This is a genomic window from Acinetobacter towneri (assembly GCF_017498585.1).
In the GTDB taxonomy this organism is placed as follows: domain Bacteria; phylum Pseudomonadota; class Gammaproteobacteria; order Pseudomonadales; family Moraxellaceae; genus Acinetobacter; species Acinetobacter towneri.
The window spans coordinates 292,163-308,569 of the sequence record NZ_CP071766.1 but is presented as its reverse complement, the minus strand read 5'-3'; the positions used below and the strand labels follow the sequence as shown (position 1 = coordinate 308,569).

Sequence of the window (16,407 nt, the reverse complement as noted above, 5' to 3'; positions counted from 1 at the left end):
TTCACTCTGGAGAAAATGATGAATTTGCTGATGTGTCCTGTGTGTCGTCAGGTATTGCAACTGCATAATCGAACGTGGCGTTGTGCCAGCAATCACAGCTATGATGTTGCGAAACAAGGCTACGTCAATTTGCATGTGGTGCAGCATAAGCACAGTAAAAATCCGGGGGATACACCTGCTTCGGTGCAGGCACGTCGTGCATTTTTAAGTGCAGGGCATTATGCGCCCTTGCAACAGGCAGTGGTGCAAAAAATTCGCACCTTACGCATCGAAAATTTGTTGGATATTGGCTGTGGTGAAGGCTATTACACCGCTGCCATGCAAGGCGAAGTGTTGCAGTGTGTCGGGGTGGATATTGCCAAGAATGCCGTACAAGTGGCGGCGAAACTGAATCCCGCAGTGACTTGGGTGGTGGGGACAGGGGCAACTTTGCCTGTTTTAGAACATTGTATTGATTTATGTGCCAGTCTGTTTAGCCCAATCCCGCAACATGAAATTTTGCGGGTTTTAAAACCACAAGGCTATTTGTTGGTAGTAACGCCTGCGCCTGAGCATTTATTGGCGATGCGTCAAGCGTTGTTCGAAGAGGTAAAGCCACATGAACCCGAAAAATTTATCACCCAATTACAAACTACTTTTGATTTGATTGATGCCAGCGTGGTGGAAACACCATTACAGCTCAATCAAAGCGATTTAATTCATTTAATTGCTATGACACCTTATGCCTATAAAGCCAAAGCAGAGCGCCGTCAGGCATTGGAACAGCGAACCCAGTTTGACGTGACAGCACAGCATCAAATTTATCTGTTTCAGAAAAAATAAGTTTGAATAGCCCATAAAAAAGCCCTCATCTTTGCATAAGAGGGCTTTTTTCTGACTGCTTGTCTGTGGTTATAAGACTTCGTCAATTAAGTTTTCTAAAGCATCGGGAGCAGGTTTAGGTGCTGCATTTGGTTTGGCAGGGCTGTTGTTTGGCGCGTGCATGGCAGGCGGTGCAGCGTTGTCAGGAATTAATACTTCCTCGCCTGGTAAATCGTCAAAATCTCGCTCAGGCGCACGTGCTGGCGCAACAGGTGCAGGTCGATACAGTGGACGTGCCAATGGCGGTGAAGCACGATAATCCTGCTTCTGTTCTGCATTCATTTGATTGAGTTCACGTTGTGGCGCTTTGGCTTTGCTGTCTAAACTGACCCATGCTTCAGGTGTGCCTTTAAGTGCATTGCCCATAAAGTCTGTCCAAATTGGCAGCGCTGCAACCCCCCCATATTCACGACGTCCTAAAGTTGTTGGTTGGTCAAAGCCCACCCAAGCCACAGTCACCAGTTTGCCGTTGAAACCTGCGAACCAAGCGTCTTTTGCATCGTTGGTGGTTCCTGTTTTACCGCCAATATCACCACGACCAATTCTGAGCGCAGCACGTCCAGTACCATGTTGAATTACGTCACGTAAAATATTGGACATATCATACGCCGAGCTAGATTTTAAAATACGTTGTGCCTGTTTGTACTGACTACGCTCTGCCAATAATTGTGGATCCTGTTCAGCTTGTGCCAGTTTTTTATTGGTCACTTCAATCACTTCATCATCTGGTGTGGTGGCTTCGGCGCTTTCAGTCGTTTGTTCTTTGGAATTAATACAAGCAATACACGCATATTCAGGATTGGCTTGATAAATCACCTTGCCATAAGCATCTTCAATACGGTTAATGAAGTGCGGTTGAATACGGTAACCACCGTTGGCAAAAGTGGCATAGCCCGTTGCCATTTGAATAGGCAAAACTTGTGGTGTACCCAATGCAATGGTGTAGTTACGCGGAATCTGATCTTCCTGCAAACCAAAATCCATGAATAGTTGGCGGGTACGCTCAATACCGACTTCTTGTAATAAGCGTACCGAAACCGTGTTACGAGATAAATAGAGAGCACGACGTAACGGAATCATGCCTAAATGGCGACCATCGGAGTTACGTGGTGACCATTTACCAATGGTGATTGGACTGTCATTGACCATGGTGTGTGGCGTCATACCACGCTCTAAAGCCAGTGCATACACAAAAGGTTTAATGGTAGAACCTGGCTGGCGCCAACCCTGTAAGGTACGGTTAAATTTAGATTGATAGAAGTTGTATCCACCGACCAACGCTTCAATGGCGCCATTATTCGGGTTAATTGCGACCAATTGACCTTGCACTTTCGGTACTTGTACCAATGACCAAGCGGTTTTATTTTCATTTGGACGTAAACGGACAATATCTTTGACTTTTACAATCTGTGCCGCACGACTTGGCGCATTGCCTACACTGTTGGCATTGCGATAGGGGCGCGCCCAAGACATACCTGACCATGGTACAGTAACTGTTGTGCCATCTTGCATTAACGCTTCAAAAGAATTATTCAGCACTTTGCTGACTTGCGCAGGGTAGGTGTTGGCATAAGCACGAAACTCATTCAGCGGTTTGTCGTGTGCCTCTGCACCACGCCAGCCGTGGCGACGGTCATAGGCTTCTAAGCCTTCTTGTACCGCCTGTTCTGCATACATCTGACGTTTGCTGTCTACCGTGGTGTAAACTTTATAGCCCGAATCAACCGCTTGTTCGCCAAATTTACTAACCAGTTCAGCACGCACCATTTCACCAATATACGGATGTTTATTGCTGATGCTGCGGTCTGGCATATCTAAATTAATGGGTTCAGCAATGGCTTTTTGGTATTCATTTTGGTTGATATAGCCCAGTTGCAGCATACGCCCCAAAATCCAGTTACGACGTTCTAAAGCACGCTCAGGATTCACCACTGGATTGTAGCGTGAAGGTGCTTTAGGTAAGCCTGCAATCATCGCCATTTGTGCAATTGTCAGCTCTTCTAAGCTTTTGTTGTAATAAATTTTGGCAGCTGCCGCGATGCCATAGGCATTTTTACCCAAAAAGATTTTATTGACGTATAAAGTCAAAATTTCTTCTTTGCTCAGGTTCTGTTCAATTTTACGCGCTAAAAAGATTTCGGTGAGTTTACGCTTTAGAGTACGATCAGGGCTGAGATAATAGTTTTTTGCCACTTGCATGGTAATGGTTGAGCCGCCAGTTTGCACATTGGAGCCTGTTACCGCCTCGCTCAACGCGCGCCCTAAGCCTTTGAAGCTAATCCCACTGTGTTCAAAAAAGGCAGAATCTTCTGCAGCTAAGAATGCAAAAATGAATTTTTCAGGAATATGTTCATAATCGACAGGCACAGAAAGCTTGCCGCCATACTCGGCAATTAGCTCATTATCGGCACTATAAACCTGTAATGGTTTTAATAATGGCGCTTTTTTTAAGGTGGTCATTTCTGGCAAAGATGGGGCAATATAGAGATACATGCCATAGAAACCCATCGGTATTGCGACCAAAATTATAATTATGATCAAAAAAAATGGATGAACACGACCCGAACAAGATAGCTTTTTCATAACAAGTGCGTTTTAATAAGCGCTAATAGCAAACTAATTGCTGGTCAGTATAGCGAGTAGATTTACGGATTGTTAGATGAATTATTGTATCCGTAAAAAATTATAGACCAGCGCGGATTAGTAGGTTAAATTTTTTTGGGGATAAAAAAATAATAGGAATGGTACTATTGTGCGTAGGTTATATCGTAAGCCAAGTAAGGGGTTAATAGGTGTAGATATTAGTTCTACTTCTGTTAAGTTATTAGAACTCTCTGTTAAGAATGGTAGATACTGGGTCGAGAGCTATGCGCTGGTCCCACTTCCAGAAGGCAGTGTGGTTGAAAAAAACATTCTCAATCCAGAAGCAGTCGGGGATGCGCTTGAACGTGCATTGAACTTAGCAAACACGCAATCTACATCTGCAGCATTAGCAATTCCAACCTCAATGGTGATTACCAAAATCATTGAAATGGATGCAGATATGACTAGCGATGAGCGTGAAGTTCAAATTCGTATGGACGCCGAGCAATATATTCCATTCCCATTAGATGAAGTCAGCCTAGACTTTGAAGTCCAACCAGACCGTTTAGCCAATCCAAACCGAGTCAATGTGTTACTGGTTGCAACACGTTTAGAAAACGTAGAAGCACGAGTAGAAGCATTGGAGTTGGGCGGCTTGACAGCCAAAATTGCCGATGTCGAAAGTTTTGCCATCGAAAATGCCTTTAAAGTGTTCTCCGATACCCTGCCAATGGGTGTGAACACCATTGGTATTTTGGATATTGGTCATACCATGACCACCTTGTCGGTACTGCAAAATAACAAAATTATTTATACCCGCGAGCAAACCTTTGGCGGTAAGCAGCTGACACAAGAAATTCAAAACCGTTATGGTTTGTCGTATGAAGAAGCAGGGCGTGCGAAAAAAAGCCGTACTTTGCCAGATGACTACGATGTAGAGGTGCTCGAACCGTTCTTAGAAGCGGTGGTGCAACAAGCGGCACGTTCATTGCAGTTCTTTTTCTCATCTTCACAATTTAACGAAATTGATCACATTTTATTGGCAGGGGGGAATGCCAATATTCCAGGTCTTGCGAAGTTGTTGCAGCAAAAACTGGGCTACCGTGTGACCATTGCCAATCCATTCTTACAAATGGGCTTCTCTCCACAAATCGACATTAAAAGAATTGAAAGTGATGCGCCGTCATTGATGGTGGCATGTGGTTTAGCAATGAGGAGTTTTGATTAATGGCAAAGATTAACTTACTCCCTTGGCGCGATGAGCTAAGAGAAAAACGTAAAAAAGAATTTATTGTATTTTGTATTGCAGCGGCTGCTGTTGGGGTGTTATTGGTGGCTTTGGCGTGGTTCTTCTACAACGCGAAGTTACAAGATCAAGAACAAGCCAATCAATTGGTGATCAGTACCAACCAAAACCTAGATGTACAATTAAAATCTTTAGAAGGCTTGCAAGAACAGCGTAATGCTATTGTTGAGCGCATGAAGCTTATTCAGGGTCTACAAAGTCAGCGTCCAATTGCCGTGCGTTTGGTGGATGAATTGGTGCGTGTGACACCAAGCAATATGTACTTAACCAAAGTGAGCCGTACAGGCAATAAATTCACTTTTGAGGGCAAGGCTGAAAGTCCAAATACGGTGGCTGAATTCTTGCGTAATTTGGAAGCATCGCCGTGGTATCGCAATGCATTTATGAATTCATTCTTAGCCAAAGAAGAAAATAAAGATAAAGCACCAAGCTCTGTGGTTCCTCGTGTAGAGGAAAGTTACGGTACTTTTGTAGTGACTTCAGATTTAGAAGAAATTGCAATTCCAGTAACACCAACAGAATCTAATTCAACATCAGCAGCGGGGGCAGCACAATGAGTCTCGATGAATTTGATGAAGTAAATCAGGATGCTGCTGTTGCTCCGAAAAAGAAAATGACAGTTGAAAAGTTTTTTCAACAGTTCAATACCCTAGATCCTAACAATTATGGTGCTTGGCCACTTTCGGTCAAAATTACCTGCTGGATTTTTATTATTTTCCTGATTCTAGCTTTAGGTTACTTTGTCGTAATCAAGCCAAAGTTAGATGCCATTGCAGCAGCACATACACAAGAACAAAACTTGTTAAATGAGTTCCGTGAAAAAGATTCTAAATTGCGTAATTTGCAGCAATACCAAGCGCAATTACAAGAAATGGAAGCGAACTTTAACCAACAACTTGAACAATTGCCAAAAGAAACTGAAATTCCAGGTTTAGTTGAAGATATTAACGTCACAGGCGTGAATTCAGGTTTGAAGTTTAAAAACATTCGTTTAGAGAACGAAATTAAACAAGAGTTCTTTATTGAACAGCCAATTTCAATTGAAGCGACAGGCGATTATCATGCCTTTGGTTCATTCGTAAGCGGTACAGCAGCATTGCCACGTATTGTGACCATGCACGACTTTGAAATTGTGGCGACTGAAAATAAAGACAAGAAAACCGATATTCCGCAAGTGACCTATAAAGCACAAGCAAAAACTTATCGTTATGTCGGCAGTGCAGATGCACAAACCGCGGGTAATGCTGGAGGAGCGAAATAATGAAAATTGAAAAGCTTTCGTTGGCTCTGATGGCGACTTTGTTGATGGTGGGGTGTGATTCACGGATTGATGCAGTCAATGCACAAATGGCTGAAATTCGTAATCAGCCACCACTACCCATTGAACCTGCACCTGTGTTTGAGCCTGCACCAACCTTTAACTATGCAGCACACCAGCTCAAAAGCCCATTTATGCCAAGTTCATTGGCGGCAGAGCTTAAAATTATGGCAGGGAAGCGCGTTTATCCGAACCTTGCTCGCCAGTTACAACCACTGGAAAATTACGCACTTGAGTCACTGACTATGAAAGGCAGTATGCGTCAAAATGGTCAAATTTTGGCATTGATTCAAACACCTGATGGTGAAATTGAGCGTATCCAGCGTGGTAGCTATATGGGGGTAAATCATGGTCGTGTGGTGAATATTACACCTACACAAATTGATTTAATCGAAATTATTCCAGATGGTCGTGAAGGTTATGTAGAACGTCCAAGAAGTTTAGTTTTAATTGGGCCTGCGCCATAAATTAAAGGAATAAAAATGAATAACAGTGTGAAAGATTTTATTTTTGGGGATGGTAATACAATGAACAATTTGTTCCGTCAGTTTTCAATGGGCGCAGTCGCAATGGCAGTGATGCAAGTTGCCAATGCCCAAGTCAGCATTACCAACATCGTACCCATGCAAATTCCGGGACAGGGCACCGAAATTCGTGTCATGTTTAATGGTTTGCCACCTCAACCTGCAGCATATCAGCTGGAACAACCTTCCCGCTTGATTTTAGATTTTGATAAAGCGCAACAAACGCTTAAGCAAAACAGCGTTGCAGTCGCGACCAAAGAAGCCAGCTCTGTAGAGGTAAGCTCAGATGCACAGCGTTCACGTTTAACTGTGAACTTGGCCGATGCGGGCGCATTTACCACGCGTGTTGAAGGCAACACCTTTATTTTAAAAATCAACTCAACAACGGCAACCCCTGTGGCTGCCGTGACTGCCCAACGTAGTGCGCAAGGTGTATCCAATATTGGTTTCCAGCGTGGCGGTGAAGGCGAAGGTCAGGTGGTGATTGATCTACTCGGTAGCAATACGCCTGTAGATGTGCAGCAGCAAGGCAGCAAAATTGTGGTGCGTACTTTAGGCAATAAAGTACCAACACATTTGGCACGCCGTTTAAATGTAAATGATTTTGCAACACCTGTGTCGACCATTGATGCACACAATGATGGCAGCAATGGCGTGATTACCATTCAGGCTGCGGGCAGCTATGAATATATGGCATATCAGGCAGAAGACAAGCTAACCATCAGCTTAAAACGCCCTGTCGATAAAAACCCGTTTAAACCGCGTGCAGCGCAAAGCTATACAGGCAAAAAGATTTCACTGGATTTCCAAGACATCGAAGTGCGTCGTGTATTGCAGTTATTGGCTGATTTCACAGGCATTAACATGGTGGCAGCAGACACTGTGCAAGGCAACATTACCTTACGTTTAAAAGATGTACCTTGGGATCAGGCTTTAGATATTATCCTGAAAACCAAAAACTTAGATAAGCGTCGTAATGGCAACGTGATTTGGATTGCACCTGTTTCTGAATTGATTAAAGCCGAAGAAGAAGAAGCCAAAGCGATTGCGCAAAGTGTGAAACTGGCGCCACTACAAACTGAATATATTCAATTGAACTATGCCAAAGCGGCAGATATTGAAAAACTAATTACGCAAGGCAAGAATGCATCACGTGGTGGTTCAAATACCAATACAGGTACTGATCCATTAGGCGATAGCGTTGGTAGCTTGTTGAGTCCACGCGGTACAGTGTCGGTAGATCCACGTACCAATACCTTAATCATCAACGATACATCGGCAAAAATTGATCAGATTCGTCAAATGATTGATTTGCTAGATGTATCTGTGAAGCAGGTGATGATTGAAGCACGTATTGTTCGTGCAACCACAGATTTCACCAAGGAAATGGGGGTGAAGTGGGGCATCTTGTCACAAGGGATTACCAACAATAACCACTTGTTGGTGGGTGGTAGCGATACGACTTTGTGGAACTTGCGTGAACCAGAAAAAGATAGTGATACGGGTGGTTGGAAGTACGAAATTGAACGTCCACAAAACCTGAATGTCGATTTGGGTGTGACCAGTCCAGGTGCCAGCCGTATTGCATTTGGTTTAATCAGCTTGTCTGACTTTATGCTCGATTTGGAGTTGTCGGCATTACAAGCAGATGGTTACGGTGAAGTGATTTCGACACCAAAAGTCCTGACTGCAGATAAGCAAAATGCCAAAGTGGCATCGGGTACGCAAATTCCGTATCAATCTTCTGAAGGTGGTGGTGTCAATGCCGTATCTACCACAGAATTCATTGATGCGACTTTAAGTTTGGATGTGACCCCAAGTATTACGCCTGACGGTAAAGTCCAAATGCAATTAAATATCACCAGTGACTCGCCAGGTGCACCTACACCTACAGGTCAGCTCACCATTAATAAGAACGCCGTGAATACCAACGTTTTGGTGGATAATGGTGAAACTGTGGTCTTGGGTGGTATTTTTGAGCAACAAACGGCTAACTCACAAACCAAAGTTCCATTCTTGGGCGATATTCCTTATATCGGACGTTTATTCCGTAAAGATATCAAGTCGGACAACAAACGTGAGTTGCTGATTTTTGTTACACCACGAATTGTTAATGACAGTGTTTCAAGAAATCATTAATATATTTTCAATTTAAACAAAATTTATAGGTGACTCCTTGCTAAGCAAAGAGTTTGACACCCTACCAAATATCTATTTGGTAGGGCCGATGGGGGCAGGCAAGACCACTGTAGGACGCCATTTGGCGGAATTGTTAGGGCGTGAATTTCTAGATAGTGATCATGAAATTGAACGCAAAACTGGCGCTACGATTCCTTGGATCTTTGAAAAAGAAGGTGAACAAGGGTTTCGTAGTCGTGAAACAGCGGTTATTGATGAGTTAACCACACGGCATAAACTTGTACTTGCTACAGGTGGCGGCGCGGTGACTCAAGCCCCGAATCGAGACTTCTTAAAACAACGTGGTATTGTTGTTTATCTATATACCCCTGTCGAAATTCAACTTCAGCGAACCTATCGCGATAAAAACCGTCCTTTACTTCAAGTCGAAAACCCCGAACAAAGATTACGTGATTTGCTTGCAGTGCGTGATCCGTTGTATCGTGAGGTGGCACATTATATTATTGAAACCAATCAGGGTGCTGCGCGAGATTTGGCGCAAAAAATCTTAAATACGATTGTTTCAGAGCAAATATCTTAGGTAGAAAGCGACTTTTTCATGCAGACTTTACACGTTGAACTTGGCGATCGCCGTTACCCAATTTTTATTGGCAGTGATCTTCAACCCCAAGAATTACTTGCACCTTATATTAAAGGTCAGCAAGTCATGATTGTGACCAATACCACGGTTGCACCTTTGTATTTAAATCACTATGTGACGGCTGTTGAAGCACTGGGCAAGAAAGTGGCAACCTGTATTTTGCCTGATGGAGAAAAATACAAAGATATTCAGCATCTCACCCTTATTTTTGATGCCTTGCTGGAAGCTGGTTTTAACCGTGATTGTACGGTGCTGGCTTTGGGCGGTGGCGTGATTGGAGATATGGCAGGTTTTGCTTCGGCAAGCTTTCAGCGTGGGGTGTACTTCGTTCAAGTACCAACTACTTTACTGTCACAAGTCGATTCCAGTGTCGGTGGCAAAACAGGGATTAATCATCCGCTGGGTAAAAACATGATTGGTGCATTTCAGCAGCCCCAAGTGGTGTTGGCAGATATGTCGCAACTGAATACTTTACCTGAGCGTGAGTTGTCTGCAGGCCTAGCCGAAGTCATTAAATATGCGCTTTTGGGTGATGTCGAGTTTCTAGAATGGCTTGAAACGCACATGGAAGCATTAGTGGCGCGTGATCCTGCTGTACTGGCAGAAGCGGTATATCGTTCATGTGCACATAAAGCGCGTATTGTTGCCAATGATGAAAAAGAGCAAGGTGAACGCGCTTTATTGAATCTTGGGCATACTTTTGGGCACGCAATTGAATCTTATTTGGGTTATGGTGAATGGTTACACGGTGAAGCTGTTGCGACAGGGATGGTAATGGCAGCCGATTTATCACAGCGTATGGGCTGGATTTCTGCCGAAGATGTAGAGCGTACAAAAAATATCATTTCTCGCGCCAATTTACCGATAGTATGTCCGCAAATTCCACTGGATCAGTTTTTGGCTTATATGGCACACGATAAAAAAGTGCTGAATGGTCAATTACGTTTGGTGCTCATGAAGCAATTGGGTCAAGCCATCATCACCAAAGAGTTTGACTTAGAATTGATGAAACAGGCGATTTTAGCCAATCAAGCATAAAAGGCAGCATATGACAGCACTGCGTACACACTGGCAAAAAATTCAACAGTCAATTTGGTTGCTGGGCGCGGTGCTGTGTTTATTGGCGGCACTGATTTTTTGGGCGGTGACAGACCGTGAAGAACTGGTTGAAATTGAAAAACAACCAGAGTCTGAAATTGAATTACAAATTCAACCCGAGAAGGTTGCTGCAACCACCTATTTGGGTGGCTTGCAAGAAGAAGTCAGACCTTTGGAACTCACCACGCGTTTAACGGCTTCTGGTTTGCATGAGGCTGAGTTTCGCGGTACTAAATTTATTCAGGAACAAAAAAATAATAGCACGATTGAACTGTTTCGGGTCAATGATGAAAACATCATTAAAAGTTTTATTAAAAAGCAAACAGATCGGAGCAAGCTGTTTTATATCCGTTTAAGCGGTGAGGGGCAGGCTGAACAATATGTGATGTTATATGGCAGTTTTGGCAATAAACGCGACGCTGCACAGACTTTGACCGCATTGCCATTCAAATTTCCTGAAACGATTCAGCCTGTTGTGGTGCAATTTGCTGACTATCGTCCTTATGTCAATGATTTAGGGGCGGATGAAATGGGGCTGAGCACTAAGCTATATGCGGTAAATTTACGTCCAGCAGCTGTGCCTAAAATAGATGAAAGTGCTTTGGCACGTCCACCTGCAACCACAACGACTGCACCGACTACGCAGGCAGTTGCACCGCAAAATAGTACCACCAGCACTACAATTACCCGCCGTGATCAGGAGGGTAATGTCGTTGATGTACAAAAATCACAAAGTGGTACAGCACCTGCTCAGCCAGATGCACCTGAACCTGAAGTGCGCGATCCTTTTAACTAATCATAAACACTTCCAATATTCTTTTAGCTCAAGTCGAGTCATTCAAATAGCTACTTGAGCTTTATCCTTTTTGTCTATTATTTGCATTGAGCTATTTTGGCTCAATTGCACCAATTTGATCTAAAAAAATTATTCTTCTCACTAAAAAATGCGTTCTAAAATGGCGCAGCATGGTGTATAAAAATAATGAAATGCACAAAAATAGTGCGAATTTGACTTAAAAATGTGATCTGATTTTACATTTTTAGGGTTAAAGCTGAGATTTGGCTCATGTGCGAATAAAAAATAAAGTTGGCATTGTTTTTGCTTTTATTGGTGCGTGAATTGAGTTGTTGTCCCTATTTTGGCGCAAAAAAGATTCAATGATTGTGCGAAACTGTCAAATTTGCCTGCTACATTAAAGTGTAAAAGTTGCGTAAATGATGAATCGGTCACTCAGGCTTTTTAATCGGTATTGATTGAAATAAATGTGTGACATTTCATTTACCCAAGGTTGATGTTTAGAGTTGTAAATTGAGTTAAATCGCAAAAACAGATTGTTTAATTGGCCCAATTGGGCAAGTAAAAGAAGGGTACGCTATGCACATGCCATCGCCTAATACTGTAGCTCCCGCTCAAGGTTTATACCAACCGGATGAGTTTAAAGATAACTGTGGTTTCGGTTTAATTGCCCATATGCAGGGTGATGCAAGCCATGATCTCGTCAAAACGGCTATTCATAGTTTAAGTTGTATGACCCACCGTGGCGGGATTGCCGCAGATGGTAAAACAGGGGATGGCTGTGGTTTGCTGTTGGCAATGCCAAAGCAATTTTTCCGTGAAGAGGCAAAACGCTTAAGTGACATTACCCTAAGCGAAATCTTTGCCGTAGGTACAGTGTTTTTAAACCTAGACCCTGCCTTGGCGACTCATGCTAAAAATATTCTGACTAAAGAAATTGAAGCTGAAGGCTGTAAAGTTCTGGCTTGGCGTGTGGTGCCAACCAATAATGAGGCATTGGGCGAAATTGCGATGCAATCTTTGCCTGCCTTTGAGCAAATTATTGTCAACTGTCCAATTGGTGTGACAGAAGTTGAGTTTAATCGCAAGTTATTCTTGGCGCGTCGTCGTGCAGAGCAACAATTAACTGCTGATCCATATTTTTATGTGACCACCTTATGTTCAACTGTGATCAGCTATAAAGGTTTGATGATGCCTGCTGCGATTGCAGACTTCTATACGGACCTTGCCGATGAACGTTTGGCATCACATATTGTGGTATTCCACCAACGTTTCTCGACTAATACCTTACCACGTTGGCCATTGGCGCAACCGTTCCGTTATTTGGCACACAATGGTGAAATTAACACCATTACCGCAAACCGTAACTGGGCGATGGCACGTACGCCTAAATTTGACAACCCACTTTTGCCAGGTTTAACTGAGCTGAAACCTATTGTGAACCGTACAGGTTCAGACTCTTCTAGCTTAGACAACATGCTGGAAATTCTGGTGGGTGGTGGAATGGATTTATTCCGTGCCTTGCGTATGCTGGTTCCGCCTGCATGGCAGAACGTAGAAACCATTGATGCCGATTTACGTGCTTTCTATGAGTTCAACTCTAAGCACATGGAAGCGTGGGATGGCCCTGCGGGTCTGGTGATTCAGGATGGTCGTCATGCAATTTGTATGCTGGACCGTAATGGCTTACGTCCTGCACGTTGGGTGATTACCAAAAACGGCTACATCACTTTGGCCTCTGAAATTGGGGTATGGGGTTATGAGCCTGAAGATGTGATCTCTAAAGGACGTGTTGGTCCAGGTCAAATTTTGGTAGTCGATACCTTTACTGGCAAAGTGCTCGATACGCAGGATGTGAATAACCATCTGAAAAGAATGCGTCCTTACCGTGAATGGTTACGTGAAAATTCAATCCGTTTACAAGGTAGCCCAGAGCTTGAAGAATATTTATGTGACCACGGCTTAAAAGGCGATGCCTTAAAAGCTGCACAAAAAATGTTTATGGTGACCTTTGAAGAACGTGACCAGTTATTGCGTCCAATTGCAGAAAGTGGTCAGGAAGCTGTGGGTTCAATGGGGGATGACACCCCAATGGCGGTATTGTCGCGTCAGGTACGCCATGTGTCGGATTATTTCCGTCAGCAGTTCGCACAGGTAACCAATCCACCGATTGACCCATTGCGTGAATCTATCGTGATGTCTTTGGAAACCTGTTTAGGCCGTGAACAAAACGTATTTGAGCAAGGCCCAGAACATGCAGACCGCTTGATTATTTCAAGCCCTGTACTGACCAATTCCAAAATGCATCAGATTCGCACTTTGGGGCGTAAAGGCTATGAAATTGCCGACATCGATCTGAACTATGCAGAAAGTGAAGGTTTGCAAGCTGCTATTCAGCGTATTTGTGAAGCAGCTGCGCAAGCGGTGCGTGATGGAAAAACTTTATTGGTGCTTACTGATAAAAAAATCCGTGAAGGTTATTTGCCTGCCAATGCCGTCATGGCCACAGGTGCGGTACATCACTACTTAATTCAAGTCGGTTTACGTACCGATGCCAACATTATTGTCGAAACTGGCTTTGCCCGTGATCCACATCAATTTGCAGTATTGCTCGGTTTTGGTGCAACCGCAGTGTACCCATATTTGGCTTATGATGTGATTAATGACTTGATTGCCAAAGGTGAGTTATTGGGTGACCCAGTCTATGCGCAAAGTAATTTCCGCAAAGGCATTGAAAAAGGCTTGCTCAAAGTCTTATCAAAAATGGGTATTTCAACTGTAGCTTCTTACCGTGGTGGACAATTATTTGAAGCGGTTGGTTTGTCTGCTGAAGTGGTGAATACCTGTTTTATTGGTGTACCGAGCCGTATTCAGGGTGCTACTTTTGCCGACCTTGAAAATGATCAGAAAAAACTGGCAGACACTGCGTGGAAATCACGTAAGCCAATTGATCAGGGCGGTTTGCTGAAATTTGTCTTTGGCAAGGAATACCATGCCTTTAACCCAGATGTGATCAATGCCTTACACAAAGCGGTACGTTCTGGCAATTATGCAGATTTTAAAGAATATGCAGAAATCGTGAACAATCGCCCTATCGCGACCATTCGTGATCTCTTTAAATTGAAAACAGACAATTCAATTGCCTTAGATCAAGTAGAATCGGTTGAGCAAATTTTACCGCGTTTTGACTCTGCGGGGATGTCTTTGGGTGCATTGTCACCAGAAGCACATGAAGCGATTGCGATTGCGATGAACACAATTGGTGGACGTTCAAACTCAGGTGAGGGTGGTGAAGACCCTGCGCGTTATGGCACGATTCGTAACTCGAAAATCAAACAGATTGCTTCGGGACGTTTTGGGGTAACACCTGCTTACTTAACATCTGCAGAAGTGTTGCAGATTAAAGTGGCGCAGGGTGCAAAACCAGGTGAAGGTGGTCAGTTACCGGGTGGTAAAGTGAATGGCTTGATTGCACGTTTGCGTTACTCTGTGCCAGGTGTCACTTTGATTTCACCACCACCACACCACGATATTTATTCGATTGAAGACTTGTCACAATTGATTTTTGATTTAAAACAAGTCAATCCACAAGCCATGGTATCGGTCAAGTTGGTATCTGAACCAGGGGTGGGGACCATTGCAGCAGGTGTGGCCAAAGCCTATGCCGACTTCATTACCATCTCGGGCTATGATGGCGGTACAGCAGCATCGCCACTGTCATCTATTCACCATGCAGGTTCGCCGTGGGAGTTGGGTTTAAGTGAGGCGCATCAGGCACTACGTGTGAATGACTTGCGTGGCAAAGTTCGTGTGCAAACCGATGGTGGCTTAAAAACTGGCCTAGATGTGGTTAAAGCTGCAATTTTAGGTGCAGAAAGCTTCGGTTTTGGTTCAACACCAATGATTGCTTTAGGCTGTAAATATTTGCGTATTTGCCACTTAAACAACTGTGCTACTGGTGTAGCAACGCAGCAAGATCATTTGCGTCAGGAACACTATATTGGTGAACCACAAATGCTGATCAACTTCTTCACTTTCATTGCAGAAGAAACACGTGAATGGTTAGCAGCATTGGGTGTGGCGAGCTTAAAAGACTTGATTGGTCGTACCGACTTACTGGAAATTTTACCAGGTGAAACTGAAAAACATGCACATCTTGATTTAAGTGCCTTGTTAGAATCACACCCTGCGGCAGAAGGCAAAGCGCAATACTGTCAAGTTGAAGGCAATGCGCCATTTGACAAAGGCATCTTGGCTGAAAAAATGATTGCAGAGATGTTGCCTGCAATTGAAGCAGGTACAGGTGGTGAATATTACTTTAATGTGAGCAACTGTGACCGTTCAATTGGTGCGCGTATTTCAGGTGAAATTGCGCGTCGTTATGGTAACTTGAGCATGGAACATCATCCTGTCAAAGTGAATCTTACAGGTACTGCAGGGCAGTCTTTAGGTGTTTGGAATGCAGGTGGTTTGCATATCAAACTTGAAGGTGATGCCAATGACTATGTGGGTAAAGGCATGGCGGGTGGACGTATTTCCATCTTCCCACCAAAAGGTTCGCCATTCCAAACTCAAAACACAGCCATTATTGGTAATACCTGCCTCTATGGTGCAACTGGTGGTAAATTATTTGCTGCGGGCACTGCGGGCGAGCGTTTTGCGGTGCGTAACTCGGGCGCGTTTGCGGTAATTGAAGGTGCAGGCGACCACTGCTGTGAATATATGACTGGCGGGATTGTCACGGTATTGGGCAAAGTGGGACACAACTTTGGTGCGGGTATGACAGGTGGTTTTGCCTATGTACTGGATTTGGATAATGACTTTGTAGATCGTTACAACCACGAACTGATTGAGCTGAATCGTATTTCGACTGAAGCGATGGAAGAACATAAAGCATTCTTAGGACGTATTTTAGATGAACACATTGCCGAAACAGGTAGTGCGTGGGCATATAAAATCCGCCATGAGTTTGATTTCTATAGCCGTAAATTCTGGTTGGTAAAACCAAAAGCTGCAAACTTGCAGACTTTGTTGAAAACCACCCAAGCAGATCCACAATAATCCACGACTCAGCATTCGGCAGATGTGGATAACTTTAGACTTATACCCAGTGTAAATGTCGCGTTATCCACATCCACCTAC

General features: G+C 43.7%; 11 protein-coding genes. 10 read left to right on the top strand and 1 reads right to left on the bottom strand.

The annotated features are described in order from the left end of the window. The first annotated feature begins 18 nt into the window (after positions 1-18). Complete coding sequence (locus J4G44_RS01485) at positions 19-822, top strand: putative RNA methyltransferase (RefSeq protein ID WP_207973783.1); 804 nt, start codon at positions 19-21, stop codon at positions 820-822. Between the two features lie 69 nt (positions 823-891). Here the strand turns inward: J4G44_RS01485 and ponA are convergent, their stop codons facing one another. Then, positions 892-3,444 (bottom strand): penicillin-binding protein 1A, encoded by a 2,553-nt coding sequence (ponA, locus tag J4G44_RS01480; RefSeq protein WP_207973782.1) that lies wholly within the window; start codon positions 3,442-3,444, stop codon positions 892-894. A gap of 169 nt (positions 3,445-3,613) precedes the next feature. Here ponA and J4G44_RS01475 point away from each other — a divergent pair, with 169 nt between their 5' ends. From J4G44_RS01475 to gltB, 9 genes are all read left to right on the top strand, one after another. Further along, positions 3,614-4,672 (top strand): pilus assembly protein PilM, encoded by a 1,059-nt coding sequence (locus tag J4G44_RS01475; protein WP_004974460.1) that lies wholly within the window; start codon positions 3,614-3,616, stop codon positions 4,670-4,672. After that, positions 4,672-5,307 carry a PilN domain-containing protein gene (locus J4G44_RS01470; protein ID WP_004974461.1) on the top strand — a complete coding sequence of 212 codons (636 nt, stop codon included), beginning with the start codon at positions 4,672-4,674 and terminating at the stop codon, positions 5,305-5,307. The genes J4G44_RS01475 and J4G44_RS01470 overlap by 1 nt, the downstream gene beginning before the upstream one ends. Further along, entirely contained in the window at positions 5,304-6,011 is a 708-nt protein-coding gene (locus tag J4G44_RS01465; protein ID WP_004974463.1) for a type IV pilus inner membrane component PilO, read from the top strand. Before J4G44_RS01470 ends, J4G44_RS01465 begins: the two co-directional genes overlap by 4 nt. Then, positions 6,011-6,535, top strand: a complete 525-nt coding sequence (locus tag J4G44_RS01460) for a pilus assembly protein PilP (RefSeq protein WP_179997195.1) — start codon at positions 6,011-6,013, stop codon at positions 6,533-6,535. The genes J4G44_RS01465 and J4G44_RS01460 overlap by 1 nt, the downstream gene beginning before the upstream one ends. 60 nt (positions 6,536-6,595) lie before the next feature. Further along, complete coding sequence (locus tag J4G44_RS01455) at positions 6,596-8,731, top strand: type IV pilus secretin PilQ (protein ID WP_179996007.1); 2,136 nt, start codon at positions 6,596-6,598, stop codon at positions 8,729-8,731. 37 nt (positions 8,732-8,768) lie between these two features. After that, positions 8,769-9,311, top strand: coding sequence for a shikimate kinase AroK (gene aroK / locus J4G44_RS01450; RefSeq protein ID WP_004974468.1), 543 nt, complete (start codon positions 8,769-8,771; stop codon positions 9,309-9,311). 18 nt (positions 9,312-9,329) lie between these two features. Then, a complete protein-coding gene (aroB, locus tag J4G44_RS01445) occupies positions 9,330-10,409 on the top strand; it encodes a 3-dehydroquinate synthase (RefSeq protein ID WP_104852647.1) in 1,080 nt (359 codons plus the stop codon). Positions 10,410-10,419: 10 nt separating this feature from the next. After that, positions 10,420-11,265 carry a hypothetical protein gene (locus J4G44_RS01440; protein WP_136143922.1) on the top strand — a complete coding sequence of 282 codons (846 nt, stop codon included), beginning with the start codon at positions 10,420-10,422 and terminating at the stop codon, positions 11,263-11,265. Positions 11,266-11,850: 585 nt separating this feature from the next. Further along, positions 11,851-16,326, top strand: coding sequence for a glutamate synthase large subunit (gene gltB / locus J4G44_RS01435; protein ID WP_207973781.1), 4,476 nt, complete (start codon positions 11,851-11,853; stop codon positions 16,324-16,326). The last annotated feature ends 81 nt before the right edge of the window (positions 16,327-16,407 follow it).

Excerpts from the sequence above, each read along its gene's own strand:
- J4G44_RS01485 (WP_207973783.1), top strand. The coding sequence starts at position 19 with ATGAATTTGCTGATGTGTCCTGTGTGTCGTCAGGTATTGCAACTGCAT.
- ponA (WP_207973782.1), bottom strand. The coding sequence starts at position 3,444 with ATGAAAAAGCTATCTTGTTCGGGTCGTGTTCATCCATTTTTTTTGATC.
- J4G44_RS01470 (WP_004974461.1), top strand. The coding sequence starts at position 4,672 with ATGGCAAAGATTAACTTACTCCCTTGGCGCGATGAGCTAAGAGAAAAA.
- J4G44_RS01465 (WP_004974463.1), top strand. The coding sequence starts at position 5,304 with ATGAGTCTCGATGAATTTGATGAAGTAAATCAGGATGCTGCTGTTGCT.
- J4G44_RS01460 (WP_179997195.1), top strand. The coding sequence starts at position 6,011 with ATGAAAATTGAAAAGCTTTCGTTGGCTCTGATGGCGACTTTGTTGATG.
- J4G44_RS01455 (WP_179996007.1), top strand. The coding sequence starts at position 6,596 with ATGAACAATTTGTTCCGTCAGTTTTCAATGGGCGCAGTCGCAATGGCA.
- aroB (WP_104852647.1), top strand. The coding sequence starts at position 9,330 with ATGCAGACTTTACACGTTGAACTTGGCGATCGCCGTTACCCAATTTTT.
- J4G44_RS01440 (WP_136143922.1), top strand. The coding sequence starts at position 10,420 with ATGACAGCACTGCGTACACACTGGCAAAAAATTCAACAGTCAATTTGG.
- gltB (WP_207973781.1), top strand. The coding sequence starts at position 11,851 with ATGCCATCGCCTAATACTGTAGCTCCCGCTCAAGGTTTATACCAACCG.